The organism is Arthrobacter sp. JB02-1C (genome assembly GCF_057748045.1).
Genome location: NZ_CM173235.1, coordinates 3,051,635 through 3,078,387 on the forward strand (window position 1 = coordinate 3,051,635; position 26,753 = coordinate 3,078,387).

General features: G+C 68.7%; 22 protein-coding genes. 7 read left to right on the top strand and 15 right to left on the bottom strand.

Annotation, left to right across the window (positions count from 1 at the left end; genetic code table 11):
* Window positions 1–32: 32 nt before the first annotated feature.
* Entirely contained in the window at window positions 33–1,463 is a 1,431-nt protein-coding gene (locus tag AC3ANP_RS14315) for a M20/M25/M40 family metallo-hydrolase (protein WP_488330813.1), read from the bottom strand.
* Between the two features lie 175 nt (window positions 1,464–1,638).
* Here AC3ANP_RS14315 and AC3ANP_RS14320 point away from each other — a divergent pair, with 175 nt between their 5' ends.
* Window positions 1,639–2,238, top strand: coding sequence for a DUF3043 domain-containing protein (locus AC3ANP_RS14320; protein WP_488330814.1), 600 nt, complete (start codon window positions 1,639–1,641; stop codon window positions 2,236–2,238).
* Window positions 2,239–2,290: 52 nt separating this feature from the next.
* Here AC3ANP_RS14320 and AC3ANP_RS14325 read toward each other — a convergent pair whose 3' ends face one another.
* Window positions 2,291–3,364 (bottom strand): quinone-dependent dihydroorotate dehydrogenase, encoded by a 1,074-nt coding sequence (locus AC3ANP_RS14325; RefSeq protein ID WP_488330815.1) that lies wholly within the window; start codon window positions 3,362–3,364, stop codon window positions 2,291–2,293.
* Window positions 3,365–3,476: 112 nt separating this feature from the next.
* Here AC3ANP_RS14325 and AC3ANP_RS14330 point away from each other — a divergent pair, with 112 nt between their 5' ends.
* The gene (locus AC3ANP_RS14330; RefSeq protein ID WP_488330816.1) at window positions 3,477–5,171 is read left to right on the top strand and encodes an FAD-binding dehydrogenase; all 1,695 of its coding nucleotides are present in this window, start codon (window positions 3,477–3,479) and stop codon (window positions 5,169–5,171) included.
* Between the two features lie 10 nt (window positions 5,172–5,181).
* Complete coding sequence (locus tag AC3ANP_RS14335; protein ID WP_488330817.1) at window positions 5,182–6,180, top strand: alpha/beta hydrolase; 999 nt, start codon at window positions 5,182–5,184, stop codon at window positions 6,178–6,180.
* Window positions 6,181–6,202: 22 nt separating this feature from the next.
* Here the strand turns inward: AC3ANP_RS14335 and AC3ANP_RS14340 are convergent, their stop codons facing one another.
* The 3 genes from AC3ANP_RS14340 to leuA all read right to left on the bottom strand — a co-directional run bounded on the left by AC3ANP_RS14340 (window position 6,203) and on the right by leuA (window position 9,630).
* On the bottom strand, window positions 6,203–7,033 hold the full coding sequence (locus AC3ANP_RS14340; protein WP_488330818.1) for an isoprenyl transferase: 831 nt from the start codon (window positions 7,031–7,033) through the stop codon (window positions 6,203–6,205).
* 2 nt (window positions 7,034–7,035) lie between these two features.
* Window positions 7,036–7,791, bottom strand: coding sequence for a DNA repair protein RecO (gene recO / locus AC3ANP_RS14345; RefSeq protein WP_488330819.1), 756 nt, complete (start codon window positions 7,789–7,791; stop codon window positions 7,036–7,038).
* Window positions 7,792–7,890: 99 nt separating this feature from the next.
* Complete coding sequence (gene leuA, locus AC3ANP_RS14350; RefSeq protein ID WP_488330820.1) at window positions 7,891–9,630, bottom strand: 2-isopropylmalate synthase; 1,740 nt, start codon at window positions 9,628–9,630, stop codon at window positions 7,891–7,893.
* A 251-nt stretch (window positions 9,631–9,881) separates the two neighbouring features.
* Between leuA and AC3ANP_RS14355 the strand changes: the two genes are divergently transcribed.
* Window positions 9,882–11,834 carry a M13 family metallopeptidase gene (locus AC3ANP_RS14355; RefSeq protein ID WP_488330821.1) on the top strand — a complete coding sequence of 651 codons (1,953 nt, stop codon included), beginning with the start codon at window positions 9,882–9,884 and terminating at the stop codon, window positions 11,832–11,834.
* 18 nt (window positions 11,835–11,852) lie between these two features.
* Here the strand turns inward: AC3ANP_RS14355 and AC3ANP_RS14360 are convergent, their stop codons facing one another.
* The 5 genes from AC3ANP_RS14360 to AC3ANP_RS14380 form a co-directional block, all read right to left on the bottom strand.
* The gene (locus AC3ANP_RS14360; RefSeq protein WP_488330822.1) at window positions 11,853–13,433 is read right to left on the bottom strand and encodes an LCP family protein; all 1,581 of its coding nucleotides are present in this window, start codon (window positions 13,431–13,433) and stop codon (window positions 11,853–11,855) included.
* Window positions 13,434–13,601: 168 nt separating this feature from the next.
* Entirely contained in the window at window positions 13,602–14,561 is a 960-nt protein-coding gene (gene era, locus AC3ANP_RS14365; RefSeq protein ID WP_488330823.1) for a GTPase Era, read from the bottom strand.
* Window positions 14,545–15,876 (bottom strand): hemolysin family protein, encoded by a 1,332-nt coding sequence (locus AC3ANP_RS14370; protein WP_488330824.1) that lies wholly within the window; start codon window positions 15,874–15,876, stop codon window positions 14,545–14,547. The genes era and AC3ANP_RS14370 overlap by 17 nt, the downstream gene beginning before the upstream one ends.
* Window positions 15,873–16,346, bottom strand: coding sequence for an rRNA maturation RNase YbeY (gene ybeY / locus AC3ANP_RS14375; protein WP_488330825.1), 474 nt, complete (start codon window positions 16,344–16,346; stop codon window positions 15,873–15,875). The genes AC3ANP_RS14370 and ybeY overlap by 4 nt, the downstream gene beginning before the upstream one ends.
* Entirely contained in the window at window positions 16,343–17,431 is a 1,089-nt protein-coding gene (locus tag AC3ANP_RS14380) for a PhoH family protein (RefSeq protein WP_488330826.1), read from the bottom strand. Before AC3ANP_RS14380 ends, ybeY begins: the two co-directional genes overlap by 4 nt.
* Before the next feature lie 447 nt (window positions 17,432–17,878).
* On the opposite strand from AC3ANP_RS14380, the gene AC3ANP_RS14385 reads away from it, so the two are divergent.
* Window positions 17,879–18,799 (top strand): GerMN domain-containing protein, encoded by a 921-nt coding sequence (locus tag AC3ANP_RS14385; protein WP_488330827.1) that lies wholly within the window; start codon window positions 17,879–17,881, stop codon window positions 18,797–18,799.
* Here AC3ANP_RS14385 and AC3ANP_RS14390 read toward each other — a convergent pair.
* From AC3ANP_RS14390 to hrcA, 3 genes are all read right to left on the bottom strand, one after another.
* Complete coding sequence (locus tag AC3ANP_RS14390; protein WP_488330828.1) at window positions 18,796–19,572, bottom strand: 16S rRNA (uracil(1498)-N(3))-methyltransferase; 777 nt, start codon at window positions 19,570–19,572, stop codon at window positions 18,796–18,798. The genes AC3ANP_RS14385 and AC3ANP_RS14390 overlap by 4 nt on opposite strands.
* Window positions 19,573–19,581: 9 nt before the next feature.
* Window positions 19,582–20,703 (bottom strand): molecular chaperone DnaJ, encoded by a 1,122-nt coding sequence (gene dnaJ, locus AC3ANP_RS14395; protein ID WP_488330829.1) that lies wholly within the window; start codon window positions 20,701–20,703, stop codon window positions 19,582–19,584.
* Between the two features lie 81 nt (window positions 20,704–20,784).
* Window positions 20,785–21,798 (bottom strand): heat-inducible transcriptional repressor HrcA, encoded by a 1,014-nt coding sequence (gene hrcA, locus AC3ANP_RS14400; RefSeq protein ID WP_488330830.1) that lies wholly within the window; start codon window positions 21,796–21,798, stop codon window positions 20,785–20,787.
* A gap of 240 nt (window positions 21,799–22,038) precedes the next feature.
* Here hrcA and AC3ANP_RS14405 point away from each other — a divergent pair, with 240 nt between their 5' ends.
* Window positions 22,039–22,893 (top strand): DUF3097 domain-containing protein, encoded by an 855-nt coding sequence (locus tag AC3ANP_RS14405; protein WP_488330831.1) that lies wholly within the window; start codon window positions 22,039–22,041, stop codon window positions 22,891–22,893.
* Window positions 22,894–23,015: 122 nt separating this feature from the next.
* Entirely contained in the window at window positions 23,016–23,435 is a 420-nt protein-coding gene (locus AC3ANP_RS14410) for a DUF4870 domain-containing protein (protein ID WP_488330832.1), read from the top strand.
* A 16-nt stretch (window positions 23,436–23,451) separates the two neighbouring features.
* Here the strand turns inward: AC3ANP_RS14410 and hemW are convergent, their stop codons facing one another.
* The gene (gene hemW / locus AC3ANP_RS14415) at window positions 23,452–24,699 is read right to left on the bottom strand and encodes a radical SAM family heme chaperone HemW (protein WP_488330833.1); all 1,248 of its coding nucleotides are present in this window, start codon (window positions 24,697–24,699) and stop codon (window positions 23,452–23,454) included.
* 2 nt (window positions 24,700–24,701) lie between these two features.
* A complete protein-coding gene (gene lepA / locus AC3ANP_RS14420) occupies window positions 24,702–26,567 on the bottom strand; it encodes a translation elongation factor 4 (protein ID WP_488330834.1) in 1,866 nt (621 codons plus the stop codon).
* Between the last annotated feature and the right edge of the window lie 186 nt (window positions 26,568–26,753).

Here is a 26,753-nt window from a genome sequence, read left to right on the forward strand (position 1 = left end):
TGTTCCCCGGGAGAGCGGGGTTGCACCGCAGCTCAGCCCAGGCCCTCCGCGTTCAGCCGGGCCAGCAAGAACGCCTCGGCGATGATCGCGTTCCGGAAGTCGCCCAGGTGCAGCGACTCGTTGGCGCTGTGCGCCCGGGAATCCGGGTCCTCCACCCCGGTGACGAGGATCTGCACGTCCGGGTACAGCTCGGTCAGGTCCGCGATGAACGGGATGGAACCGCCGATCCCGGTCTCGACGGCCGGCACGCCCCAGGCCTCGCCGAGGGCCCGGAGTGCCAGCCTGGCGGCCGCGGACGTCGTATCCGTCAGGAAGGCGTTACCCGACTCGCCCGGGGTGAACACCACCTCCGCGCCGAAGGGGGCGTGTGATTCCACGTGCCGCCGGACCGCTTCCATGGCCTGCGCCGGATCCTGGCCCGGCGCAAGCCGCAGGCTGAACTTGGCCCGGGCGCGCGGCAACAGGGTGTTCGACGCGACGTCCACCGCGGGGGCGTCAAACCCGATAATGGACAGCGCCGGCTTGGTCCAGAGGCGCGAGGCGATGGAACCGGTGCCCGCGAGCCGGACGCCGTCGAGTACGGAAGCATCCGCCCGGTACTCCTCCTCGGTCATGTCCACGGTGGCGTCGTCGCGTCCGACCAGCCCCTCGATTGCGACACTCCCCTGTTCATCGTGCAAGGTGGCGATGAGGCGTGCCAGCAGCGTCGGCGCGTCCAGCACGGGACCGCCGAACATGCCGGAGTGGACGGCGTGGTCGAGGACCTTGACCTCGATCGTGCCGTCCACAAGACCGCGCAGGCTGGTGGTGAGGGCCGGGACGCCCACCTTCCAGTTGGAGGAGTCGGCAACAACGATCACGTCGGAGCGCAGCAGTTCCTGGTGGGTTTCGAGGAAGGAACGGAAAGTGGGTGAGCCGGCCTCTTCCTCGCCCTCAAAGAAGAAGGTGACGCCGAGGCCCAACTCGTCCCCCAACACGCGGGAGACGGCGGAGTAGGCGGCGATGTGGGCCATAATGCCGGCCTTGTCATCCGCGGCGCCGCGGCCGTACAGACGCCCTTCACGCTCGACGGCGGTGAACGGCTCGGTCTCCCAGAGCGCCAGGTCGCCCGTCGGCTGGACGTCGTGGTGGGCGTAGAGCAGGATGGTGGGCTTGCCGGGGCCGGCCGGACGCCGGGCCACGACCGCGGGGCCGCCCGGGGTGCCGTCCTCCTTGTCGCAGCGGAGGATCCGGACGTCCTCGAAGCCGGCGGCCCGGACCAGCCCGGCTACGGCGTCCGCGCTGGCGTCCAGCGGGGCGGGATCGAAGCTGGGCCAGGCGATCCCGGGGATGGCGACGAGGTGTTTCAGCTGTTCCACGGTGGCATCGAAGGATTCGGTGACGGCGTGGCGGAGGGCGGCGGTGTCGATCGTGTCGGTGCCGGCGGCCGGGGCCTGCGGGATCCCTGCAGAAGAAGAAGTCATGGCCAAAACCCTACCGGTGTCCTCTCCCACGGCAAACAGCCTGCCGCGGCTGTCCGGGCGCCCGGGACCGCGTGCCGGGCGCGCTTCGACCGGGCCCTCCCCCGGCGCGGCCGCCGGCTCCCGGAGCCGGTGTACCGTGCGTCGTACCCGCTCCGCCGCAGGGTATTCTATATGGGTGTTTGGACGTAAAAAGGAAGCGCCGGCGGCGCAAGACATAGTTGACCAGCAGGTGGCCGAGGCGACAGCCCGGGCTGTCGCGATCGGCAAGGGCGCGCCCACGCCCAAGCGCAGCACCCAGGTCGCCGCACGGAAACGGCCGCTGGTTCCGGAGGACCGGAAGGCCTCCAAGGCCGCGGAACGGACCGCCATCGCCGACCAGCGGCTGAAGATGCGCCGCGCCATGGACACCGGGGACGAGAAGTTCCTGCCGCTGCGGGACAAGGGGCCGCAGAAGCGCTTCGCCCGCGACTATGTTGACGCCCGGGTCAGCCTGGGCGAATTCCTGATGTTCGGTGCCCTCGTCTTTGTCGTGATTTCCCTGGTGGTTCCGGCGGGCAGCGACCTGATGATCTATGTGCTGGGCGGTTTCTGGGTGATGTTCCTGGCGGTCTTCGTCGACGTTTTCATCCTGTCGCGGAAGCTCAAGAAGCGGTTGGCGGAGAAGTTCGGCGAGGTGGAGCGGGGCACCGTCTGGTACGGGTCCATGCGTTCCCTCCAGTTCCGCCGCCTGCGGATGCCCAAGCCCCAGGTCAAGCGCGGCGAGTTCCCGGCCTGAGATCGGCCCGAAGTACGGCCCCCGGCAGTTCAGCTGCCGGGGGCTTTCTGTGTCAGCGGCGGGCGGGGTGTTTGGCGAGCTGGCGGTTGATCCGGGCGGCCCAGAACGGGCCCTCGTAGAGGAAAGCGGTGTAGCCCTGCACCAGGGTGGCGCCGGCCTCCAGCCGTTCCCGTACGTCCTGGGCCGATTCCACTCCGCCCACCGACACCAGCGTGATCGCGCCGCCGGTCGCGCGGGACAGCCGTGCCAGCACATCCAGGGACCGCTTCTTCAGCGGTGCACCGGACAGGCCGCCGGCGCCGCAGGCTTCGACCTGCGCCGCGGCCGAGGCCAGTCCGGTCCGCGACACGGTGGTGTTCGTGGCGATGATTCCGTCCAGCCGCAGGTCAAGGGCCAGCCGGGCGACGTCGTCAATATCCTCGTCGCTGAGGTCCGGGGCGATTTTCACCAGCAGCGGCACGTGCCGTCCGGCCGCGGCGTCCGCGGCTTCCCCGACGGCGGCCAGCAGCGGACGCAGGGTTCCGACGTCCTGCAGCAGGCGGAGCCCGGGGGTGTTGGGTGAGCTGACGTTGACCACCAGGTAGTCCGCGGCCGGGGCCAGGCTGCGGGCGCTGATCAGATAATCCGCGGCCGCGTCCTCGAGTTCCACCACCTTGCTCTTGCCGATATTCACCCCGATCACCGGCCGGACACCCGGGTAGCGCCGCTGCAGCGCGGCGCGGGCCGCACGCAGCCGTGGGGCCACCGCCGCCGCCCCGTCGTTGTTGAAGCCCATCCGGTTGATCACGGCCCGGTCTTCGATCAGCCGGAACAGCCGGGGCGCCGGGTTGCCCGGCTGGGCCTGGCCGGTGATCGTGCCGACCTCCACGTGGCCGAAGCCCAGGTCCGTTAACGCTTCGATGCCGTGGCCCTCCTTGTCGAAGCCTGCGGCGAGCCCGAACGGCGACGGAAAGGTCAGGCCGAACGCCTCGGTGCGCAGGGCCGGCGATGGAGCGGTAAACCGGTGGAGCACCCGGCCGGCGCCGCAGCGGCCGGCCAGCCGGATGGCCCGGAAGCCAATTTTGTGGGCGCGCTCGGCGTCCATCCAGGAGAAGGCCAGCCGGAAGAAGGTGGGGTACACGCGCATGGTCCCTAGTTTTCCGGTTCAGGCCGCACAAACCAAAACGTGCGTCCTGCCAGGCCCGCCGACACCGGTCGGTATCCGTTCCGCCCCGGCAGCCGGGCGTTAGCATGAAGCCATGATCAGCGACGACGCGGACCCAGGCATCCGACCGGCGGCACCCGAACAGCGGCTGGCGGCGGACGTGGTCGTCGTCGGGGCCGGCCTGGCCGGGCTGGTGGCCGCGGCCGAGGCCTATGCGGCCGGGCGGCGCGTGGCGGTGCTGGACCAGGAGCCGGAAGCCTCGGCCGGCGGCCAGGCGCACTGGTCCTTTGGCGGGCTCTTCCTGGTCAACAGCCCGGAGCAGCGCCGGCTGGGCGTCCGCGACAGCGCGGACCTTGCCCTGTCCGACTGGCTGGCCTCTGCCGGGTTCGACCGGACCGAGGACAGCCACGCGCGGCAGTGGGCGGAGGCGTACGTGGACTTTGCGGCCGGTGAGAAGCGCGCCTGGCTCGCCGCCCTCGGCGTCCGGCTGTTCCCGCTCGTCCAGTGGGCCGAGCGGGGCGGCTATGGTCCCGACGGGCACGGCAACACCGTGCCGCGGTTCCACGTTGCCTGGGGCACCGGCCCGGCGCTGGTGGCTCCCTTCCTGGCGAAACTTCGGGAGGGCGTGGCGGCGGGCCGGGTGTCGCTGCACTTCCGGCACCGTGCGACCGAATTGACGACGTCGGCCGGCCGGGTGACGGGGGTGCGCGGCCACGTGCTGGTGGACAGCCGGGCTGCGCGCGGCGAAGAGTCGTCCCGGGCCGCCAGCGGCGCCTTCGAAGCCACTGCCGGGGCGGTGATCGTGACCAGCGGAGGCATCGGCGGGAACCACGGGGCGGTCCGTCGTCAATGGCCCGACGGCGCCGCGCCGGCGTACCTGCTGAGCGGTGTGCCGGCGTCGGTGGACGGCGAGTTCCTGGCCGCCGTCGCAGGTGCCGGCGGCCGCCTGATCAACGGCGACCGGATGTGGCACTACCCGGAAGGCATCCACAACCACAGCCCGGTCTGGCCACGGCACGGCATCCGGATCCTGCCCGGCCCCTCGGCCCTGTGGCTTGACGCCACCGGGACGATGCTGCCCCCGCCCCTCTTTCCCGGTTTCGACTCGCTCGGCGCCCTCCGGCACATCCTTGGCACCGGCCACAGCCACTCCTGGTTCGTGCTGAACAAGACCATCGCGCTCAAGGAATTCGCGCTCTCGGGCTCGGAGCAGAATCCGGACCTGACCGGCAAGGACATTCGACTGCTGGCTTCGCGGCTCAGACCCTCCGCTGATAGCCCGCTGCAACGGTTCCTGGACCGGGGCGTGGATTTCCTGCAGGCCGGCAATCCCCGGGAACTTGCCGGGAAAATGAACGGCCTCACCGGCACGCCGCTGATCGACGCCGCCGCGCTGGACGAGCTGGTCCGGGCACGGGACCGGCAGTTCGGCAGCGGCCTGGGTAAAGACCCGCAACTCGCGGCGATCCGGGCCGCCCGCCGCTTCGCGACGGACCGGATCATGCGGGTTGCGCCGCCGCACCGGTTGCTGGACCCCCGGCACGGTCCCCTGCTGGCTGTCCGCCTGTCCGTGCTCACCCGCAAGAGCCTCGGCGGCATCCAGACCGACCTGCGCTCGCGGGTGTTGGATGAAGCCGGCTCCCCGCTGCCTGGCCTGTTCGCCGCCGGAGAGGCGGCCGGCTTTGGCGGCGGCGGCATGCACGGTTACCGGGCCCTGGAGGGTACCTTCCTGGGCGGCTGCCTGTTCTCCGGCCGCACGGCAGGCCGCGCCGCCGCGGCAGCCCTGTAGCGGCACCGCGTTGGAGACCAACCGGGACCAGGCGGCGGCGCAGCCGCAATGGCAGGCCGACATCCTGGGCAATGACTTTGCGGCATGCGTCTTTCAGGCAGCCGGCGCCGACGGCGTCGAACGGACCGCCACCCTGGTCCGGCACGTCCCGGCCGCGGGGGCCGGTGCGGCACCGCGGCGCGCGGTCCTGTTCCTGCATGGGTGGAGCGATTACTTCTTCAACCAGGAGCTCGCCGCATTCTGGGCCGCGCAGGGTTTCGGGTTCTTCGCCCTGGACCTGCACCACCACGGCCGGAGCCAGCGGCCCGGCACGCGCGGCGGCTACGTGGCTGACCTGGCGGATTACGACGCCGAAATCAACCACGCGCTGCGTATCATCGGGTCCCTGGCCGCCGAGGGGGCCGCTCCCCCGCCGGTGACGGTGATGGGGCATTCCACCGGCGGCCTGATAGCCGCACTATGGGCCAGCCGGCACCCCGGGAGCGCCGCACAACTGGTCCTGGACAGCCCGTGGCTCGAGATGCACGGCAGCCCGGCCGTCCGTCTGGCGGCGCACGCCATGGTGGGGCCGTGGGCGCGGTGGCGTCCCGAAGCGGTGATCCCGCTTCCGGAGCGCGCCTTCTACTGGCGCAGCATCAGCAGCGCCGCAGAAGGAGAATGGGCCCTGGACGAGAACTACCGGCCGCCGAAAGCCTTTCCGGTCCGGGCCGGCTGGCTCCGCGCAGTCCTCGCCGGCCAGGCCCAGGTGGCGCGCGGACTCGAATTGGAGCTGCCGGTCCTGGTGATGATCTCCACTGCCAGCGCCAACGGCCTGGTCTGGCAGGAATCGATGCGGCGCACGGACGCGGTCCTGGACGTCAACACGATAGCCCTACGGGCACTGAACCTGGGGCGGACGGTCACCGTTGAACGCATCGACGGCGCCCTGCACGACGTCTTCCTCTCGGCCCCCGAGGTGCGCGCCGACGCCTATGCCCGGCTGGCCCGCTGGATCCGTGGGTACTGCTGACGACGGCGGCCGATAGGCCGGATCAGGCCTGGGCTGTCGGGGCTGCGGCGTCCACCGCACCGCCGTAGCGGCGGTCCCGCCGGGCGTAGATCTCCACCGCCTCCCAGAGGGTGCGGCGGTCCACATCAGGCCAGAGGGTATCCAGGAAGACGAATTCGGCGTAGGCCGACTGCCAGAGCATGAAGTTGGAAAGCCGCTGTTCGCCGGAACTGCGCAGGAACAGGTCCACGTCGGGCAGGTCGGGTTCATCCAGGTACTTCTGGATGGTCCGCTCGGTGATGGCGCCGGGCTTCAGCCGGCCGGCCGCCACCTCCTCGGCGATGGCGGACACCGCATCCGCAAGCTCCGCCCGGCCGCCGTAGTTGACGCACATGTTCAGGGTGCAGGTGGAATTGCCGCGGGTGTACTCCTCAGCCTCTTCGAGTTCCCGGATCACGGACCCCCACAGCCGCGGCCGCCTGCCGGACCACCGGATCCGGACGCCCCAGTCGTCCAGCTGGTTGCGCTGCCGGCGCAGCACGTCCTTGTTGAACCCCATCAGGAAGCGCACCTCCTCCGGCGAACGGCGCCAGTTCTCGGTGGAGAAGGCGTAGACGCTGACATGCTCGATGCCGAGCTCGATGGCCCCGGCCATCACGTCGAGCAGCGCCGGTTCGCCAGCCTTGTGCCCCTCAATCCTGGGCAGCCCGCGCTGGTTGGCCCAGCGGCCATTGCCGTCCATCACGATCGCCACGTGCCGGGGAATGAACTCCGCCGGGATGGCCGGCGGCACGGCACCGGAGGGGTGCGGGTATGGCGCCCGCACGGGGGTGGTGCGCTGCCGGACCGGATTCTTCGTTTTGCCCAAGGCCACAGTTACGTTCGCTCCACATGCTTGAGGGATTTCAGGACTCGTTCGAGGTGCCATTGCAGGTAGCTGGCCACCAGGCCGGCCGCCTCCCGGCGGTGGATCGGTTGGGAGGCGTCTGCCGCCGGCCAGTTGCCGGTCAGCAGCGCGCCCAGCAGCAGCACCGTCTCCGCCGCGGGCGCAGGCGAACCCGGCGGCCGGCACTCCGGGCAGACCATGCCGCCCAGCGGGGCGGAGAAGGCGGTGTGCGGGCCCGGGGCGCCGCAGCGGGCACAGACAGTGAAGCTCGGCGCCCAGCCGCCGGTGGCCAGGGCACGGAGCAGGTAGGAGTCCAGGATCAGCTCCGGGGCGTGGTCGCCGCGGCTCAGCGAGGCCAAGGCCCCCACCAGCAGGTTGTACTGGGCGGTACCGGCTTCGCCGTCGACGTCGGTGAGCTTTTCCGCCGTCTCGGTCATGGCGGCGGCGACGGTGTAACGGCCGTAGTCGGCGGCAATCCTGGAACCATACGCGCCCTTGGCGACGGCCTGGGTGACCACATCCAGGGTGCGGCCGGAGATCAGCTGCAGGTCCGCGACCATGAAGGGTTCCAGCCGGGCACCGAAGCGGCTGCTGGTGCGCCGGACGCCTTTGGCGACGGCCCGCACCTGCCCGTGGTGCTTGGTGAGCAGGGTGATGATGCGGTCCGCTTCGCCGAGCTTGTGGGTGCGCAGCACCACACCGTCGTCGCGGTAGGCGCGGGCAGCAAAGGAGGAAGGTTGGGCCACAGCTAATCTTCGCACTGACTGGCGGGAAAGGGTGCCACCGGGAAACCCCCCGCTGCGCCGCCGGTGATCCGGCAGCGCAGCGGGGGGCGGCGGGACCGCTTAGGCGCGGGCGTCCCGGATGGCGCGGTTGACGGCCGAAATGACGGCCTTGAGCGAGGCCATGGAGGTGTTGGCGTCGATGCCGACGCCCCACAGCACCCGCTCCCCCACGGCGCATTCGACGTAGGCGGCCGCCTGGGCGCTGCCGCCCTCGGACAGGGCGTGCTCGCTGTAATCCAGCACCCGCACATCCACGCCGTCCTCGCCGAGGATGCTCAAGAGTGCGGCGATTGGGCCGTTGCCGGTCCCGGTGCGGCGCACCTGCTTGCCGTCGACCTTGAGCGAGGCGGTCAGGGTCATCACGCCGTCCTCGTCGGATTCAGTGCTGACCGCGCCGAGCGCGTACCGGCCCCACTGGGCTTCGGCTGCGGCGGAGGGCAGGTACTCGTCCTGGAAGAGCTGCCACAGCTGGGCGCCGCTGACTTCGCCCCCCACGGTGTCCGTGCGGCGCTGGATGACGCCGGAGAACTCGATCTGCGCGCGCCGCGGCAGGTCCAGGTTGTGTTCGTTCTTCAGCAGGTAGGCCACGCCGCCCTTGCCGGACTGCGAGTTGACCCGGATCACGGCCTCGTAGCTGCGGCCGAGGTCCTTGGGGTCTACCGGCAGGTAGGGGACCTGCCATTCGTAGTCCGCCACGTCCTTGCCGGCGGCCGCGGCGTCCTTCTCCAGCGCTTCCAGGCCCTTTTTGATCGCGTCCTGGTGCGATCCGGAGAACGCGGTGAACACCAGGTCCCCGCCGTAGGGTGAGCGTTCCGCCACGGGCAGCTGGTTGCAGTACTCGACCGTGCGGCGGACCTCGTCGATGTCGGAGAAGTCGATCATCGGGTCGACGCCCTGCACGAACATGTTCAGGCCCAGGGTGACCAGGTCCACGTTGCCGGTCCGTTCGCCGTTGCCGAAGAGGCAGCCCTCGATCCGGTCCGCCCCGGCCAGGTAGCCCAGTTCCGCCGCTGCGACGCCGGTGCCGCGGTCGTTGTGCGGGTGCAGGGACAGGATGATGCCCTCCCGCGGGTGCAGGTGCCGGCTCATCCACTCGATGGAGTCGGCGTAGACGTTCGGGGTCGCCATTTCGACGGTGGCCGGCAGGTTGATGATCACCTGGCGGTCGGCGGAGGCTTCGAAGACGTCGGCAATGGCGTTGCAGACGCGGACGGCGTAGCTAAGTTCGGTGCCGGTGAAGGATTCCGGCGAGTACTCGTAGGTGATGTGCGTGTCCTGGAGGGTTTCCTCGTACTTCTTGCACAGCCGGGCACCCTGCAGGGCGATGTCGAGGATGCCGTCTTCGTCCTGGTTGAACACGACGCGGCGCTGCAGGACGGAGGTGGAGTTGTACAGGTGGACGATGGCCTGCTTGGCACCGACCAGCGATTCGTAGGTCCGCTCGATCAGGTGTTCCCGGGCCTGGGTCAGGACCTGGATGGTGACATCGTCCGGGATGTGCTGGCCCTCGATGAGCTGGCGGACGAAGTCAAAGTCCGTCTGCGACGCGGACGGGAAGCCGACCTCGATCTCCTTGTAGCCCATCCGGACCAGCAGGTCGAACATCTTCATTTTGCGGGCCGGGCTCATCGGGTCGATCAGTGCCTGGTTGCCGTCCCGGAGGTCAACCGCGCACCACCGCGGTGCCTTGGTGATGACCTTGTCCGGCCAGGTGCGGTCCGGCAGTTCGACCGTGATCAGGTCCTGGAAGGGGACGTAGCGGTGGACCGGCATTCCTGAGGGCTGCTGTGCGTTTCGCATGACAATCGGGGCCTTTTCTCTGATTCCTGGTGAAGGGAGGCCGGGCAACACTAACTCCGCAGCGAGGGTTGGCCTAGCGCTGGATCGCGTCCGAGGCCTCGCTGCGGCAGCTAAGAAGAAGCAGTTCTGCGCGCACAATTTCACACTAACACGGGTGCGTAAGATGAAGGGGCCATACCTCCGCACCGTCCACCATTCAGACGCTGTACCGGTCCCAGGCCGAGTACGGCTCCCCTTTCGAAGGAGCAGCAGTGCCGCTTTCCGGGATCGACCAGTCCACTATCGACGCCGGTGTCCGCCCCCAGGACGACCTTTACCGGCACTTCAACGGCGGCTGGCTGAAGTCCACGGCAATTCCGGATGACCGGCCGCTCGAAGGTGCCTTCACGGCCTTGCGTGACGGCGCCGAGCTGGCCGTTCAGGAGATTATCCTGGCGGCATCGGCCCGGGGCGAGGAAGCCGGCGGCGTCGAACGCAAGATCGGCGAGCTGTACAACAGCTTCATGGACGAGGCCGCCGTGGAGGCCAAAGGCGCCGAACCGATCCGGGACCGCCTCGCGGAGGTTTTCGCGACGGCTTCGGTCGCCGACCTCGTCCGGCTCACCGGACGGCTGTTCCGCGCCGACGTTTCGGGCCTCTTTTACCTCTACCCGGCTCCGGATGCGGGAAACCCGGACCGGGTCCTCCTCTACACCGGCCAGGGGGGCCTGGGCCTGCCGGACGAGTCCTATTACCGCGAGGAGAAGTTCGCACCCATCGTTCAGGCCTACCGCCGGCACGTTGCGACCATGTTCGGTCTGGCCGGCGTGGCCGACGCCGCTGCCGCTGCGGACCGGGTGGTGGAGCTGGAAACCGCCCTGGCGGCGCATCACTGGGACAAGGTCACGCTGCGTGATCCGCAGAAGACGTACAACCTGAAATCGGCCGAGGACGCCGCGCAGCTGTTCCCCCTGCTCTCGGACTGGTTCGACGCCGCGGGCGTAGCCCCGGACAAGCGGGCCGAGCTCGTGGTCAGCACCCCGGATTTCTTCGCCGGCGCCTCGTCCCTGCTGGAAACCGTCCCGCTGGCGAGCTGGCAGGAATGGCTCGCGCTGCGTGTGATCAGCGCGGCGGCCCCCTACCTTTCCGCGGCGTTCGTCGACGCCAACTTCGCCTTTTACGGCACCACCCTTAGCGGCACGCCGCGCAACCGGGACCGCTGGAAGCGCGGCGTCGCCGTCGTGGAGGCCGCCCTGGGCGAGGCGGTGGGACAGCTCTACGTGGCCAAGCATTTCCCTGAGGACCACAAAGAGTCGATGCGCGTCCTGGTGGCGAACCTGATCGAGGCGTACCGCAAATCCATCACTGGCCTTGCCTGGATGAGCGAGGTCACCAAAGCGGAGGCGCTCAAGAAGCTGGACTCCTTCCGGGCCAAGATCGGCTACCCGGACAAGTGGATCGACTACTCCGCCGTCGTCATCGACGCGGACGACCTGCTCGGAAACGTAGAGCGGGCGCACAACGCGGACGTCGACCGGCATCTCGACGAAGTGGGCCAGCCGGTGGACCGCCAGAAGTGGCTGATGACGCCGCAAACCGTCAACGCCTACTACCACCCGCTATTGAACGAGATCGTGTTCCCGGCCGCCATCCTGCAGCCGCCGTTCTTCACCGCCGGGGCCGACGACGCCGTCAATTACGGCGGGATCGGGGCAGTGATCGGCCACGAGATCGGTCACGGCTTCGACGACCAGGGCTCCCAGTACGACGGCAGCGGCCTGCTCCGGAACTGGTGGACCGAGGCGGACCGGGCCGCCTTTGAGGCGCTGACCTCCCGGCTGGTGGCTCAGTTCGAGGCGCTCTCCCCCGCGGAGGCACCCGGCCAGCACGTCAACGGCCGGCTGACCCTGGGTGAGAACATCGGCGACCTGGGTGGTCTCGCGATCGCCTACCAGGCCTACCAGCTCAGCCTTGGCGGCCAGGAGCCTCCGGTGCTGGACGGCCTTACCGGTGCCCAGCGCTTCTTCGCCTCCTGGGCCGCGGTCTGGCGGCAGGTGATCCGGAGCGAGGAAGCGGCGCGTCGGCTCGCCACGGATCCGCACTCGCCCAACGAGTTCCGCACCAACGGCATCGCCAAGAACCTGGACGCTTTCCACACCGCCTTCGGCACCACCGAAAGGGACGGCATGTGGCTGCCGCCGGAGGAGCGGGTCAGCATCTGGTAGCGGCGGCCCCGCCGGCCGCTAACGGCTGATCATCGCGGGGTTCGCCTGCTGGCAGACGGTGTCCCCGGCGGTCTGGTTGACGATGTCGGGGGGCAGCGTGGTGGCGGCGCCCGGCTGCTGGGCGCTGCCGGTGTAGTCGCTGCCCAGGTAAACCTGGACGCCGTTCACCCCGGCGGCGGGAAGCACCTGCGAGGACGGAACGCCCAGCAGCGTGGCCACATCGGCGGCGACGTCGGCGTAATTGGCGCCGTAATAGATGGCCGTGGTCGCCGTGGCGCGCGCTGTCAGCTGGCCTGTCTTGCTGAAGCCGGCTGCCTTCAGCGCGGCGAGGAGTTCCGTGGCGCGTGCCGGGTCACCCGAGCCGTTGGCCACCGTGACGGGCTGCAGCGCCCTGTCGTAGGCGGGCGCGGAGGGTGTCTCGCTGGCGGCGGGCCCGGCGCTGGCTGTCGGCGTATCCGTGGCCGACGGCGATGGTGACGCGCCGGGGTCCGTCAGGTCAACGTCCTTCCGCATCGCCGCGAACAGCTGCGAGGCTGCCGGCTCGGCCAGTTGGAGCCGGTTCGTGTCGGAGACGGCAGGTTCCGTCGGGGTAGCCACAAAGGCGACCTTCGCGACGTCGATGTCCTTGAGCCGGTTGGCCACCGTCAGCAGGGTGGGCACGGAGGCCAGCCCCTGGTCGATGGTCAGGTTTTTGGTGATGGCATCGGCGATGCTGAGCATCCGGCCCGGGTTGGTGAGGGTGCCATCGTCCTTGATTTTTCGCGTGAGCGAGCTGAGGAAACCCTGTTGGGCCTTGATCCGGCCGAGGTCGCCGCCGTCGCCGAACGCGTGCCGGGTACGGACGAAGGAGAGCGCCTGTTCGCCCTGGACGGAGGAGGTTCCCTTCGGCAGCCGGAGCCCGGAGTCCGGGTCGAAGATGGCGTCGCTGACGCAGACGTTGACGCCTCCGACGGCGTTGGACAGTTCCTTGACCGCGTTAAAGTCGGCCATCATGAAGTGGTCAATCTCCAGGCCGGTGAGCTTGTTGACGGTGTCCACCGCGCAGCCGATGCCCGCCTCGGACATGGCAGCGTTGATCATGACGTTGCTCTGCGCCTGATATTCCTGGTGGGTTTTCGGGTCGGTGCACTTCGGAATGTCGACCAGGAGGTCGCGCGGAAAGCTGATGACGTTGACGCGTTTGTTGTCCGCGGAGATGTCCATCAGCATCATCACGTCCGAGTGCCCGTAGCCGGAGGAGTCGTCCGCGCCGCCGTACTGGGAGTTCTTGCCTTCCCGGGTATCCGTTCCGAGGATCAGGATCTGCAGCCGGCCTTTCGCGTCGTCGGGCGCCGCTTCGGTGCGCGTGTTGCCCGCTCCGAGGGCCTCGGTGGTGATGTTCCCCTGCAGCCGGATGAACCAGTAGGCGCCAAAGGCAACGACTCCAACGAGCAGCACCGTAATGACGATGGTGGTGGCTTTGAGCCACGCGGGCGTGCGCCGGGGGGCACCGAGGTGGCGCGCCGGACCGACGGAATCATCCGTCGTGTGCCGGGCAGCAGCGTGCGACCGAACCGGGGTGCCGGTTCCGTCTACGCGGTTGTCTCGGGGTCGAGCCACAGGGGTGCCTTCCTTCGCGAACAGGAGTCAAGCTATTTTACGGGCCCAAACTGGGAAAACCCCGAGGGGCATGCCGGGACCGGGCCGTGGATCCAATCCACGGCCCGGTCCCGCGGCGGGGCGGAGCCCCGGCCCGCTCCCCCGCGGCGGGGCGGAGCCCCGGCCGGCTTAGAAGCCCAGCTTGACCAGTTGCTTCGGGTCGCGCTGCCAGTCCTTGGCGACCTTCACGTGCAGGTCAAGGTAGATGCGGGCGCCGAGGAGCGCCTCGATCCCCTTGCGTGCGGTGGTGCCCACCTCGCGAAGCCGGGCACCGCCTTTGCCGATGATGATGGCCTTTTGCGACGGCCGTTCCACGTACAAGTTGACCCGGACGTCCAGGAAGGGCCGGTCCTCCGGCCGGTCCTCGCGCGGGACAATCTCATCCACGACGACCGCGAGGGAGTGCGGCAGTTCGTCGCGGACGCCTTCCAGCGCCGCCTCGCGGATGAGTTCCGCGATCATTACCGCTTCGGGTTCATCCGTCAGGTGCCCGTCCGGGTAGAGCGGCGGCGACGGCGGCATGTGGCTGATCAGGACATCGGCGACGGTGCCAACCTGGAAGCCGTCCGTGGCGGAAACCGGCACAATGTCCTTCCAGCCGTCCTCGCCCAGCACCTCCCGGCCAAGCGCGGCGACCGCGAGCAGCTGTTCGGTCAGCGCCCGGCGGTCAACCGTATCGGCCTTGGTCACCACGGCAATCACCGGCTTGTTGCCGACGGCGGCAAGCTGCGCTGCGATGAACTTGTCGCCGGGACCGATCTTCTCGTTGGCCGGCAGGCAGAAGCCGATCGCGTCGACCTCGGCGAGGGTGTCCGCGACAAGTTCGTTCAGCCGCTTGCCCAGCAGGGTCCGCGGCCGGTGCAGGCCGGGGGTGTCGACCAGGATCAGCTGGGCGTCGTCCCGGTGCACGATGCCGCGGATGGTGTGGCGCGTGGTCTGCGGCTTGGCCGAGGTGATGGCCACCTTCTGGCCCACGAGCGCGTTGGTAAGGGTGGACTTGCCCGCGTTGGGCCGTCCCACCAGCACGGCGAAGCCGGCCCGGTACCCGCCGAAGGGCGCTTCGCCGTCGGCCTTATTCTGCTTGCTCACGTGGAACTCCCTGTTGCGTTGTTTTGGCCTCGTCGAGAAGCTCGTCAAGGTCAGTTTCTTCCTTTGGCACGATGGCCGCAATGATGTGGCTGACGCGGTTGCGGCGGCCCTCGAGCCGGTCCGCGCGGAGCCGCACGCCGTGGACGGTGACCGTGCTGCCGACGATCGGCACCCGGCCCAGGGCCTTCGCCAGCAGGCCGCCCACGGTGTCCACCTCGTCGTCGTCGAGTTCGAGGTCGAAGAGTTCGCCGAGGTCATCGATGCTCATCTTGGCGCTGACCCGGTAGCTGCCGTCGCCCAGGTCCACGGCTTCGGCCGCCTCGGTGTCGTACTCATCGACGATTTCGCCGACGATTTCCTCGATCAGGTCCTCCAGCGTGACCAGCCCGGCGGTGCCGCCGTACTCGTCGATGACGATCGCCACGTGCGTGGACTCCTTTTGGAGCTCGCGAAGCAGCTCGCTCACCGGCTTCGAGTCCGGCACATAGCGGACCTCCCGGGCCAGCGCGTCGACCACCGGCGGTTCCTCGCCGGGCGCCAGGTTGTGGATCACCGCGGCGACGTCCTTGAGGTAGACGATGCCGAGGATCTGGTCCGTGTTGTCGCCGATGACGGGGATCCGCGAGTATCCCGAGCGCAGGAAAAGGGACATGGCCCGGTGCAGGCTGGAGCCGGAGTCGATGCACAGGATGTCTGTCCGGGGAACCATGACGGACCGGACCAGCGTGTCGCCGAGGTCGAAGACCGACTGGATGAGTTCGGCCTCATTGTCTTCGATCACGTCGGACTCGGTGGCGCGATCGACCAGCTCGCGGAACTCCTCTTCGCTGAAGAAGGCCTCGTTGTCCGCCGGCGCCCCGGGAGCGACGGCGCTGCCGATCGTGACCAGCCAGCCCGGAATCGGTCCGAGCACCCAGCAGAGCCAGCGGATCAGCGGCGCGGAAAAGCGGACCACGCCGGCCGAGTGCACCCGTCCCAGCTGGCGCGGGGACACCCCGACGATCACGAACCCGAGCAGGGCCATGATCCCGGTGGCGGCCAGGCCTGCGAGCCAGACGTTGTCGAGCAGGCTGTGCAGCAGCGCGGTCACGGCCACGGCGGAGGCCATCTCGAACCAGACCCGCCAGAACCTGAGGGCGCGCAGGTGCGCCACCGGCTGGGCCAGGATCCGCTGCAGTGCGGTGCCGCGGCTGTGCAGGATTGCTTGTTCGGCGTCGTGCCGGGGAAGGAAGTTCAGGGCCGCTTCGGCGGCGGTCAGCACGGCGGCCACCCCGAGGAAGACCAGCGCCATGCCGGCCAGGATCAGTGGGGTCACTGAATCGTCTCTGCCGGGGCGTCCCTGCCGGTAAAGCCGGTGAGCAGCTCGCGCTGCAGCCCGAACATCTCTTCCTTCTCCTCAGGCTCGGCGTGGTCAAAGCCCAGCAGGTGCAGAATGCCGTGCGTGGTGAGCAGCAGCATTTCGTCCTGGGTGGAGTGGCCGGCGTTCTTCGCCTGCACCTCGGCCACCTGCGGGCAGATCGCAATATCGCCCAGCATGCCCTGCGGCGTGGGCTTGTCCGGGGTGCCGGGTGTGAGTTCGTCCATCGGCACGGACAGCACGTCGGTGGAGCCTGGCTCGTCCATCAGTTCGAGGTGGAGCTTCTCCATTGCCGGCTCGTCGACCAGCAGGATGGAGAGCTCCGCCTGCGGGTGGATGAAGAGCCGCTCGAAGACGTACCGGGCCAGCGCCACCAGTTCGGGTTCGTCGACCGCGACGCCGGATTCGTTGTTGACCTCGATGCTCATGCGCGTTCCCCCCGGTTTTCCCGGGCAACGGAATGCTTGACCCGGTTCCTCTGCTTTTCGTCCCAGATGCTGTAGGCGTTGACAATGTCGCCGACCAGCCGGTGCCGGACGACGTCGGAAGCATCCAGCACGGAGAAGTTAACGTCTTCAATGCCCTGCAGGATGTCTTCGACGATGCGCAGACCGGAGCGGGTCCCGAACGGCAGGTCCACCTGGGTGACGTCACCGGTGACCACCATCTTGGAGCCGAATCCCAGGCGGGTCAGGAACATCTTCATCTGTTCCGGCGTGGTGTTCTGGGCCTCGTCCAGGATGATGAATGCGTCGTTCAGGGTGCGGCCACGCATATAGGCCAGGGGGGCGACCTCGATCGTCCCGGCGGCCATCAGCCGCGGAATCGATTCCGGGTCCATCATGTCGTGCAGCGCGTCGTAGAGTGGGCGCAGGTACGGGTCGATCTTGTCGCTGAGGGTGCCGGGCAGGAAGCCGAGCCGCTCGCCGGCCTCGACAGCGGGCCGCGTGAGGATGATCCGGTTAACCTCTTTTTGCTGCAGCGCCTGGACCGCCTTGGCCATGGCCAGATAGGTCTTGCCCGTGCCTGCCGGTCCGATCCCGAAAATGACCGTGTTCGCATCGATCGCATCGACGTAGTTCTTCTGGTTCAGCGTCTTCGGCCGGATGGTCTTGCCGCGGCTGGACAGGATGTTGGTGGTGAGGACGTCCACGGGGTTCTGCAGCGACTGGCTGCGCAGCAGCGACACGAGCTGCTGCAGCACGGACGGCGTGATGACGGTGCCACGCGCCACCAGGCCGCGGACCTCGTTAAGCAGCCGCATGATCCGGGGCACCTCTGCGGCCGGGCCGCTGATGGACAGTTCATTGCCCCTGACATGGAAGTCGACGCCGGGAAACTGGGTCTCGATGAAGCGCAGGGCCTCGTCGTGGCTCCCAAGGGACTGGACCATCTGGTCGGAGTTGTCAAAGAGGACCACCTCCGTCCGCAGCCCTGGTAGGGAGTGGGGGAAGTCCCCTGCGGTGCGCCCGCCCGGGCCGAGCCGGGCCTTGCCGTTGGCTGCTTCAGTCATGGTGTTGGCCCGTGAGCCTCTGGTCCCCTCCAGTTGGGAAATTGTCTCGTCCCGCCGGTGCCGCGCCGACGGCGGATGTGCCGACGGCGGCTGTGTCGACGGCGGCTGTGCCCGCGGGTCCTCTTATCTTACGCCAGCGGGGCACGCAGCCGGTGCGCGGCCGGTCCCGGCCGGGGTTTAGGTATCAACTTCATATCGTCCTCATATCGTTCCCGTTGCAGTTCGCCAGACGGTGCGGAAAGCCGGCAGCAGCACTGTTCGGCTGTGTAATGCTGGATAGGGCGCAGCGGGCGGCGGCAGCGGAACAGCACCGCACGGCGCGTCCCCGGCGGCCACCAGCAGCACCAGCTGCACCGCCGTCGTCCTCGGGATCAGGGCGCCATCAGAACAGCACCGGGAACAGAAGAGGTTTCGGCAATCAGTCAGCGTGGAGCGAAGAAGGCAACAGTGGTCCGGCGTGCCCGCCGCGGCGTGCTGCTGCTGGTGCTGCCCGCTGCCTTGGCGCTGTCCGGGTGTGTGGCCACCCCGCAGCCGGGCATCACCAATTCGGACACCCCGTCCCGGACTGTCCCCGGCCCGGCCGCCGGCGTAGCGACCACCAGCGCACCGTTGGAATCCTCGCAGGCCTCGAACAAGGCCCCGGTGTACTGGATCGGGCGCAGCAACGATAACGTTTTTCTGTACCGCGAGTTCCGGGACGCCCCCGAACAGGACAATCCGGTCACCCGGGCGTTGCGGGTGATGATGTCGCAGAAGCCGCTGGACCCGGATTTCTTCACCCCCTGGCAGAATCCCAAGAAGCTTGCCACCTCGATTTCCGGCAAGAACGTGATTACCGTGGACGTTTCCGCCGACGCGTTCAACAGCAACCTCGACGCCGACATGGCCGAGCGGGCCATCCAGCAACTGGTTTACACCGCGACTGCGGCGGCTGCCAGCGCCGGCCTCACCGACACGGGCCAGCAGATCCAGGTGGTCATCCTGGTCGACGGGCACACCGACTATGTCGCGTTCAACCGGGTCCGGCTCGGCTCGCCCACGTCGCGCAGCGCCGGGATGGTGGCGCCGGTCTGGATCGTCGATCCGCAGGAAGGCGGCGAGCTCCCGGACGGCACGGTGAAAATTTCCGGCCGGAGCACGGTGCCCGGGGGCAAACTGCAGTGGGAGATCCAGCGGGTCACCGGCAGCACCAAAACCCCCTACCTGAACGGCTCCGTCACCGCGGGGACGGATACCGCCCAGCCGGGCCAGTTCACGCTCGCACTGAAGCTGGGGCCAGGCAGCTATGAGGCCCGGGTGTCGCAGCTGGACCCGAGCGGCAAGGTCCACGACCTCAACGTGGACACCCGCGGCTTCACCGTCCGCTAGGACGTGCGCTGCCAGCGCCCCAAAATGTCGCTGGCCAGCACGGTTGCGGCCGGCCCCGCCGTGGAGGACCGCAGCACATGATGGCCCAGCAGCGCGGTGACCGCGCCGGCGTCGCACAGCCTGGTCACCTCCCGCGGACTGATGCCGCCCTCCGGTCCTACGATCAGCAGGATTTCCTGGACGCCGGCCGGGCCGGACCCCTGCCAGGCCTCGAGGACCTGCCGGAGCGGACGCACCGCATCCTCGTGCAGGATCACTGCCAGGTCCGCTGCGGCGACGGCCGCCTGCAGGCCGGCGCTGTCGACGGCGGCCCGGACCTCCGGAATCCAGGTGCGGCGCGCCTGCTTCGCCGCCGCAGTCACCACTGACTGCCACTTGGCGTGTGCCTTGGCTGCGCGTTCGGGCTTCCACCGCACGATGGACCGCTCCGCCTGCCAGGGGATGACTGCGTCAATGCCCAGCTCAGTGGCAGTCTCGGCGCCGAGTTCGTCCCGGTCCCCCTTGGCCAGCGCCTGGACCAGGACCAACCGCAGCTCCGGCCGGGGTTCGGTGCTGGCTGCGGTGCACTCCACCGTCAGTTGCTGCGCCGCGGCGGCCGTGACGACCCCGCTGATGCGCCGGCCCGCGCCGTCGGCAATGTCCACCGGCTCACCCACGGAGAGCCGCTTGACGGTCACCGCGTGGCGGGCCTCGGCGCCCTCAAGGACGAACACGGATCCCGGGACCTGCTGGTCCAGGCTTCCGGCGGATGCAAAAAAGACCGGGTTGCTCACTGCTACAGGTTACCTAAGCCGGTCCCGGAGCTTGGCGAAGACGCCGCCGCTGGCGGCAAGCTTGCCGTCGGTGAACTGCTCGCCGCGAAGTTTCGCCAGCTGGCGCAGCAGGTCCTCCTGGGCGGCGTCGAGCTTGGCCGGGGTGTCTACCTGCAGGTGGACTTTGAGGTCTCCACGGCCGTAGCCGCGCAGATGCGTGACGCCCATGCCGCGCAGCGCGATGACCTCGCCGGACTGGGTGCCTGCCTTGACGTCAATCTCCTGCTGCCCGTCGAAGGTCTCCAGGGTCACCTCCGTGCCCAGGGCCGCGGCGGTCATCGGGATGTTGAGGCTGGCGTGCAGGTCATCCCCCTCACGCACGAAGGTGGGGTCGTTGTTAACCCGGATCTCCACGTACAGGTCCCCTGACGGTCCACCGGCCGGACCGGCTTCGCCCTGGCCGGAGAGCTGGATCCGGGTGCCGGTAGCGACGCCGGCGGGAACCTTGACCGTCAGCGATCGGCGGCTCCGGATGCGGCCCTGGCCTGCGCACTCATTGCAGGGGTCCTTGATCACGGTGCCGAAACCCTCACAGCTGCCGCAGGGAGCGGTCGTCATGACCTGGCCAAGGATGGAGCGCACGGCGCGCTGGACCTGGCCGCTGCCGCCGCAGATGTCGCAGCGCTCCGGGTGGCTGCCTTCGCGGCAGCAGGAACCCTCGCAGGTGGGGCAGGTGACGGCGGTGTCGACTTCGAGCTTCTTGTTGACCCCGAAGACCGCGTCACGCAGGTCGATCCGGACGCTGATCAGCGCATCCTGGCCGCGCCGGACCCGGGACGCCGGGCCGCCCTGGCCGGCGGCGCCGCCGAAGAAGGTCTCGAAGATGTCCTGGAAGGCGAAGCCCTGTCCGGCGTAGCCGCCGCCGAAGCCGTTGTCCGTCCCGTTTTCGTTGCCCGTGGTGTCATAGACCCGGCGTTTCTGCGGGTCGGAGAGCACCTCGTACGCGTGGGTGACGGCCTTGAAGCGTTCGGAGGCGTCCTCGCCGGGATTCACGTCCGGGTGCAGGCTCCGGGCTAGCTTGCGGTAGGCCTTCTTGATTTCCTCGCCCGTCGCTTCGCGGGAGACTCCAAGAACGTCGTAGTGGCTGGTCAAAGTGTGTATCTCTTCCTGGTTGAACTGCCGGTATAGGGCAAAACCTGTGACGGGTAAAACAGTTGCTGCCGGGCGGACTTCTTAGGGGCCCAAAATTCGCGACAGGTAGCGGGCCACCGCACGGACGGCGGCCATGGTGGTGGGATAGTCCATCCGGGTCGGACCCAGCACCCCCACCTTGGCCGTGGCGTCCGGGCCGTAGCCGGTGGCAACCACCGACGCTTCGGAGAGGCCGTCGTACGGGTTCTCCCGGCCGATGCTCACGGTAACGCCGCGAGGGTCCTGCACCATCTCGCTGAGCAGCCGCAACATCACCACCTGCTCTTCGAGGGCTTCGAGGACCGGACCGATGCTGAGCGGAAAATCCACGTTCGAGCGGGCCAGGTTCGCGGTGCCGGCCATGACCATCCGTTCCTCGCGGCTGCTCGCCGCCAGGGACTCGAGGCCCCGGGCCAGGGCATGCGCGGCGCTGCGGTGCGTCGGCGGACACGCGTCCGCCGTCGCCGGCAATGCCTGGGGCAGCAGGCTGAGCGGGCTGCCGGAGAGCCTGGCCAGGAACACGGCGCGCAGTTCCGCGAGGGGCTCGTGGGCGATGTCCTGGCCGACGTCGATCACCCGCTGCTCCACCTTGCCGCTGTCGGCGATCAGCACCGTCAGCACTTTACGGGGCGCCAGCAGGACAAATTCGATGTGCCGCACCCTGGCCCGGCTCAGCAGCGGATACTGCACGACGGCGACCTGGTTCGTCAGTTGCGCGAGCAGCCGGACCGTCCGGTCCAGCACGTCATCAAGGTCATCCGATCCCTCCAGCAGCGCCTGGATCGCCCGCCGTTCGGCGGCAGACAGCGGCTTGACGGCCGAGATCTGGTCCACGAACAGCCGGTAGCCCTTGTCGGTAGGGATCCGGCCGGCGCTGGTGTGCGGGGCCGTGATCAGACCCTCATCTTCCAGCGCAGCCATGTCGTTGCGGATCGTGGCGCTGGAGACGCCCAGATGGTGCCGTTCTACCAGCGCCTTGGATCCGACGGGTTCACGGGAATGAACGTAGTCCTCCACGATGGCACGCAGCACTTCGAGTTTCCGTGGCTCGCTCACGCACCGCCTCCAATCGACCCTCGTTCGGTTCGCCGGGTGCCGCGGGGCGGGATGGCCCGGCGGTCCCCGCGGTTAGCACTCGACATGCCTAAGTGCTAACCAGTCTAATATGACTCGCGCCGTTGTTAGCATTGGATCCGTTGCGGGCTCTGCGCCGCGGGCGGTGTTTCCGGACACAAAGCGGCCGGCGCGGGCCGTTTCGACCCCTGAAAATTCCGAATGCAAAGCAGTGTGTAGCCGATGTCGTACCAGAACTGGGGCCCGCAGGAGCTCTCCACGCCGGCCAAGGCCCAGCTGCCCGAGGTGCCGGTGCAGCGCGGCATGGTGCTCGAAGACGTGCAGTCCGGCTGGGTGGGGGCCGTTACCCGCGTCGAGAAGTCCGGCGGCATGTATGTGGTGGCCCTGGAAGACCGCCGGGGAAAGTCCCGTTCGTTCCGGCTGGGTTTCGGATTCCTGCTGGAGGGCCGGCCGATCAGGCTGATGCCGCCGGCTCCGAAGGTACCCGCCCCCGGTACCGCCACGGCAGCCCGGACCGCTTCCGGATCCGTCCGGGTGGCCGGCCAGCGGGCCCAGGTGGCCAAGGCCAGCCGGATCTGGGTGGAAGGCAAGCACGACGCCGAACTGGTGGAGAAAGTCTGGGGCGACGATCTGCGGGTGGAAGGCATCGTCGTCGAACCCCTGCACGGCATCGATGACCTGACGGGGGCTGTGCAGGCATTTTCCCCCGGCCCGGGCCGGCGGCTGGGGGTCCTGGTGGACCACCTCGTTCCGGACTCGAAGGAATCCCGGATCGCCGACGCCGTGATGGCTTCCCCCGGCGCCGCCGGCAACGTGCTCATCGTCGGCCACCCCTACGTGGACGTGTGGCAGGCCATCCGGCCGGCGGTGCTGGGGATCGAGCGCTGGCCGGTGATTCCGCGCGGGGTGGACTGGAAGACCGGCATCCTGACCGCATTCGGCTGGCCGCACAGCACCAAGGAGGACATCGGGCTGGGCTGGCAGAAGCTCCTCGGCGCGGTGCACAGCTACGCCGATCTGGAACCGTCGCTGCTGGGCCGGGTGGAAGAGGTCATCGACTTCCTCACCGAGCCCTAGCAAGGGGTGCGTGCTTCACTTCGCCGCCGGTACAAGTATTCTTGGAACGGCAGCCGTTGCTTTCGGGCGCGGCCGCAGTTCCTCCCGGTACCAAGGCACCACCGCAATCCAAAGGACGACACGTGGCAGAAGACGCACGCGAACACACGGACCATCAGGCCGGCTATGGCCAGTCGCCGTACCATGGCGTTCCGGCCAATGCCCTGCCGCTGACCGCCCGGGAAGACCGGCAGTGGGCCACGCTGGCGCACTTCGGCGGGATCCTCGGCTGCATCCCCGCGCTGCTGGTCTACCTGATCTTCAAGGACCGCGGACCGTTCACGGCGCAGGAGTCCAAGGAAGCCCTGAACTTCACGCTGCCCCCGACCATCGCGGCGGTCCTCGCGAACCTGCTGGTCTTTGTTCCGGTGGTCGGCAACCTGTTCGCCGTCCTGGCCACCCTGATTTGGATCGCCCTCGCCTGCTTCTCCGTGTCCGCCGGCATCCACGTCAACCGGGGCCAGCCGCACCGGTACACCTACAACCTGCGCTGGATCAAGTAACGGGTAACGGCAGGGACTAGTCCGGCAGGATCCGGCGGACCACGGCGTCCGCCAGCAGCCGTCCCTTGAGGGTCAGGACGAGCCGGCCCCGGAAAGCCTTCGCGGGGTCCACTAGGCCGTCGGCGATGAGCCCGGCCACGGCATGCCGCCCGGCCTCTCCCAGGCCGCCAAAGCCACCAAGGCCGGCGATAGACAGGCCCGTGACCAGCCGGGCCTCGAGCATGACACGCTCCACGTTGCGGGTTTCGCCGTCGAGGGTCTCCCGGCCGGCCGCGGGCGAGGCCCCGGAGGCCAGCCGCCCGGCGTAGGCGCTCGGATGCTTGACGTTCCACCAGCGCACGCCGCCCACGTGCGAATGCGCGCCCGGCCCGATGCCCCACCAGTCGTCTCCGCGCCAGTAGGCAAGGTTGTGCCGGCAGGCCTGCTCCGGGGTGCGGGCCCAGTTGCTGACCTCGTACCACTGGAGGCCGGCCGCGGAAATCAGGTCGTCGGCCAGTTCATACTTGGCGGCGTGGTCGTCGTCGTCGATGCCCGGGACCTGGCCGCGCCGGATCTGGGTCGCGAGTTTGGTGCCTTCCTCCACGATCAAGGCGTAGGCGCTGATGTGGTCGGGGCCGTAGGACAGGGCGGTTTCCAGCGAATAGCGCCAGTCCGCCATCGACTCCCCCGGTGTCCCGTAGATCAGGTCCAGGCTGACGGCCAGGCCCGCGTCGCGGGCCCACTGGACCGCCTGCGGCACCCGGCTGGGCGTGTGCGTGCGGTCCAGCACCTGGAGGACGTGGGGCACGGCGGACTGCATGCCGAAGGAGACCCGGGTGAAGCCGGCGTCGGCCAGCAGCTGGAGGGACTCGGGCGTGACGGAGTCCGGGTTCGCTTCGGTGGTGACCTCGGCGCCGGGTGCCAGGCCCCAGGTCTCCGCCGCTGCACCAAGGATGCGGGCCAGGTCCGCCGCCGGCAGCAGCGTGGGGGTGCCGCCGCCGAAGAACACGGTGCTGAGCCGGCGGTCCGGCAGACCGGAGGCTTTCAGCACACGCCCGGCGAAGCCCACTTCGGTGACGGCGGTGCCGGCGTAGGCGTCCTGGGAGGCCCCGCCGCCGAGCTCCGTGGCGGTGTAGGTGTTGAAGTCGCAGTAACCGCAGCGCACGGCGCAGAACGGGATGTGGACGTAGAGCCCGAAGGCCCGGTCCGCGGCGCCCTCCAGCGCCTGGCCGGGCAACAGCCCGTCCGACGGCGCGGGGTCCCCGAGCGGAAGCACGCTGGGCATGGCTACTTCTTGGCCTTGTCCTTGGCTTTGTCCTTGGACTCCTCGGTGGTGAGCGCGGCGATGAACGCCTCCTGCGGCACCTCCACGCGGCCCACCATCTTCATCCGCTTCTTGCCTTCCTTTTGCTTTTCCAGCAGCTTGCGCTTTCGGGTGATGTCGCCGCCGTAGCACTTGGCCAGGACGTCCTTGCGGATCGCGCGGATGCTTTCACGGGCGATGATCCGGGAGCCGATGGCTGCCTGGATGGGCACCTCGAACTGCTGGCGCGGGATGAGTTCGCGCAGCTTGCCGGTCATCATCACGCCGTAGGCGTAGGCCTTGTCACGGTGGGTGATGGCGCTGAAAGCGTCCACCTGTTCGCCCTGGAGCATGATGTCCACCTTGACCAGGTCCGCTACCTGGTCGCCGTCGGCCTTCCAGTCCAGCGAGCCGTAGCCGCGGGTCTTGGACTTGAGGATGTCGAAGAAGTCGAAGACGATCTCGGCCAGCGGCAGGCGGTAACGGATTTCCACCCGGTCCTCGGAGAGGTAGTCCATGCCGCCCATCACCCCGCGGCGGCTCTGGCACAGCTCCATGATGGCGCCGACGAATTCGTTGGGGGCCAGGATGGTGGCGGCGACCATCGGCTCGCGGACCTCGGAGACCTTCCCGGTGGGGTATTCGCTCGGGTTGGTGACGTGGACGACCTTCTTGTCCTCCAGGGTCACCTCGTACTCCACGTTCGGGGCGGTGGAGATCAGGTCCAGCTTGTACTCGCGTTCGAGCCGTTCCCGGGTGATTTCCAGGTGCAGCAGGCCCAGGAAGCCGACGCGGAAACCGAAGCCGAGGGCCGCGGAGGTTTCCGGTTCGTAGACCAGGGCGGCGTCATTGAGCATCAGTTTTTCCAGCGCGTCGCGGAGCACCGGGTAGTCGGTGCCGTCCAGCGGGTACAGGCCGGAGAAGACCATCGGCTTGGCGTCCGCGTAGCCGGGAAGCGAGCTGCTGGCCGGCTTGGCCAGGTTGGTGACCGTGTCGCCGACCTTGGACTGGCGGACGTCCTTCACGCCGGTGATCAGGTAGCCGACCTCGCCGACGCCCAGGCCCTTGGAGGGGGTGGGCTCCGGCGAGCTGACCCCGATCTCCAGCAGTTCGTGGGTGGCCCGGGTGGACATCATCTGGATGCGTTCGCGGGGGTGCAGCATGCCGTCGACCACGCGGACGTAGGTCACCACGCCGCGGTACGTGTCGTAGACGGAGTCGAAGATCATGGCCCGCGCGGGGGCTGCCGGGTCGCCGACCGGAGCGGGCAGGTCCCGGACGATCTTGTCCAGCAGGGCTTCAACGCCGACGCCGGTCTTGCCCGAGACGCGCAGCACCTCCTCCGGGTCGCCGCCGATCAGGTTCGCCAGTTCCTCCGCGTACTTCTCCGGCTGCGCTGCCGGCAGATCGATCTTGTTCAGGACGGGGATGATCGTGAGGTTGTTTTCCATGGCCAGGTAAAGGTTGGCAAGGGTCTGGGCCTCGATGCCCTGCGCGGCGTCCACCAGCAGCACCGCGCCCTCGCAGGCCGCCAGCGAACGGGAGACCTCATAGGTGAAGTCGACGTGGCCGGGGGTATCAATCATGTTCAGCGCGAAGCTGGTGCCATCGAGCTCCCACGGCATCCGGACGGCCTGGGACTTGATCGTGATGCCGCGTTCGCGCTCGATGTCCATCCGGTCCAGGTACTGGGCCTTCATGTCCCGGGACTGAACGACGCCGGTGTACTGGAGCATCCGGTCGGCCAGGGTGGACTTGCCGTGGTCAATATGCGCAATGATGCAGAAGTTCCGGATGAGGGCCGGATCTGTTGCGGCAGGCACCGGGGCGGTGCGGGCCATGGGAGACACGCAGGGTCCTTACTGTTGGCAATGCTGATGGGTTCTGGCGGTGGTGCTGCCGGCTTGTGCTGGAACCCTGTTCCGCGGACACGCACAGCCGCTGCGGCTCCTCGGAGCCATACACCGCACTTCTCGTTCCTATAGTCTCCCACGTCCCGGCAGCTTGCCCAGCATCCCGGACCGGATGCGTCCCCA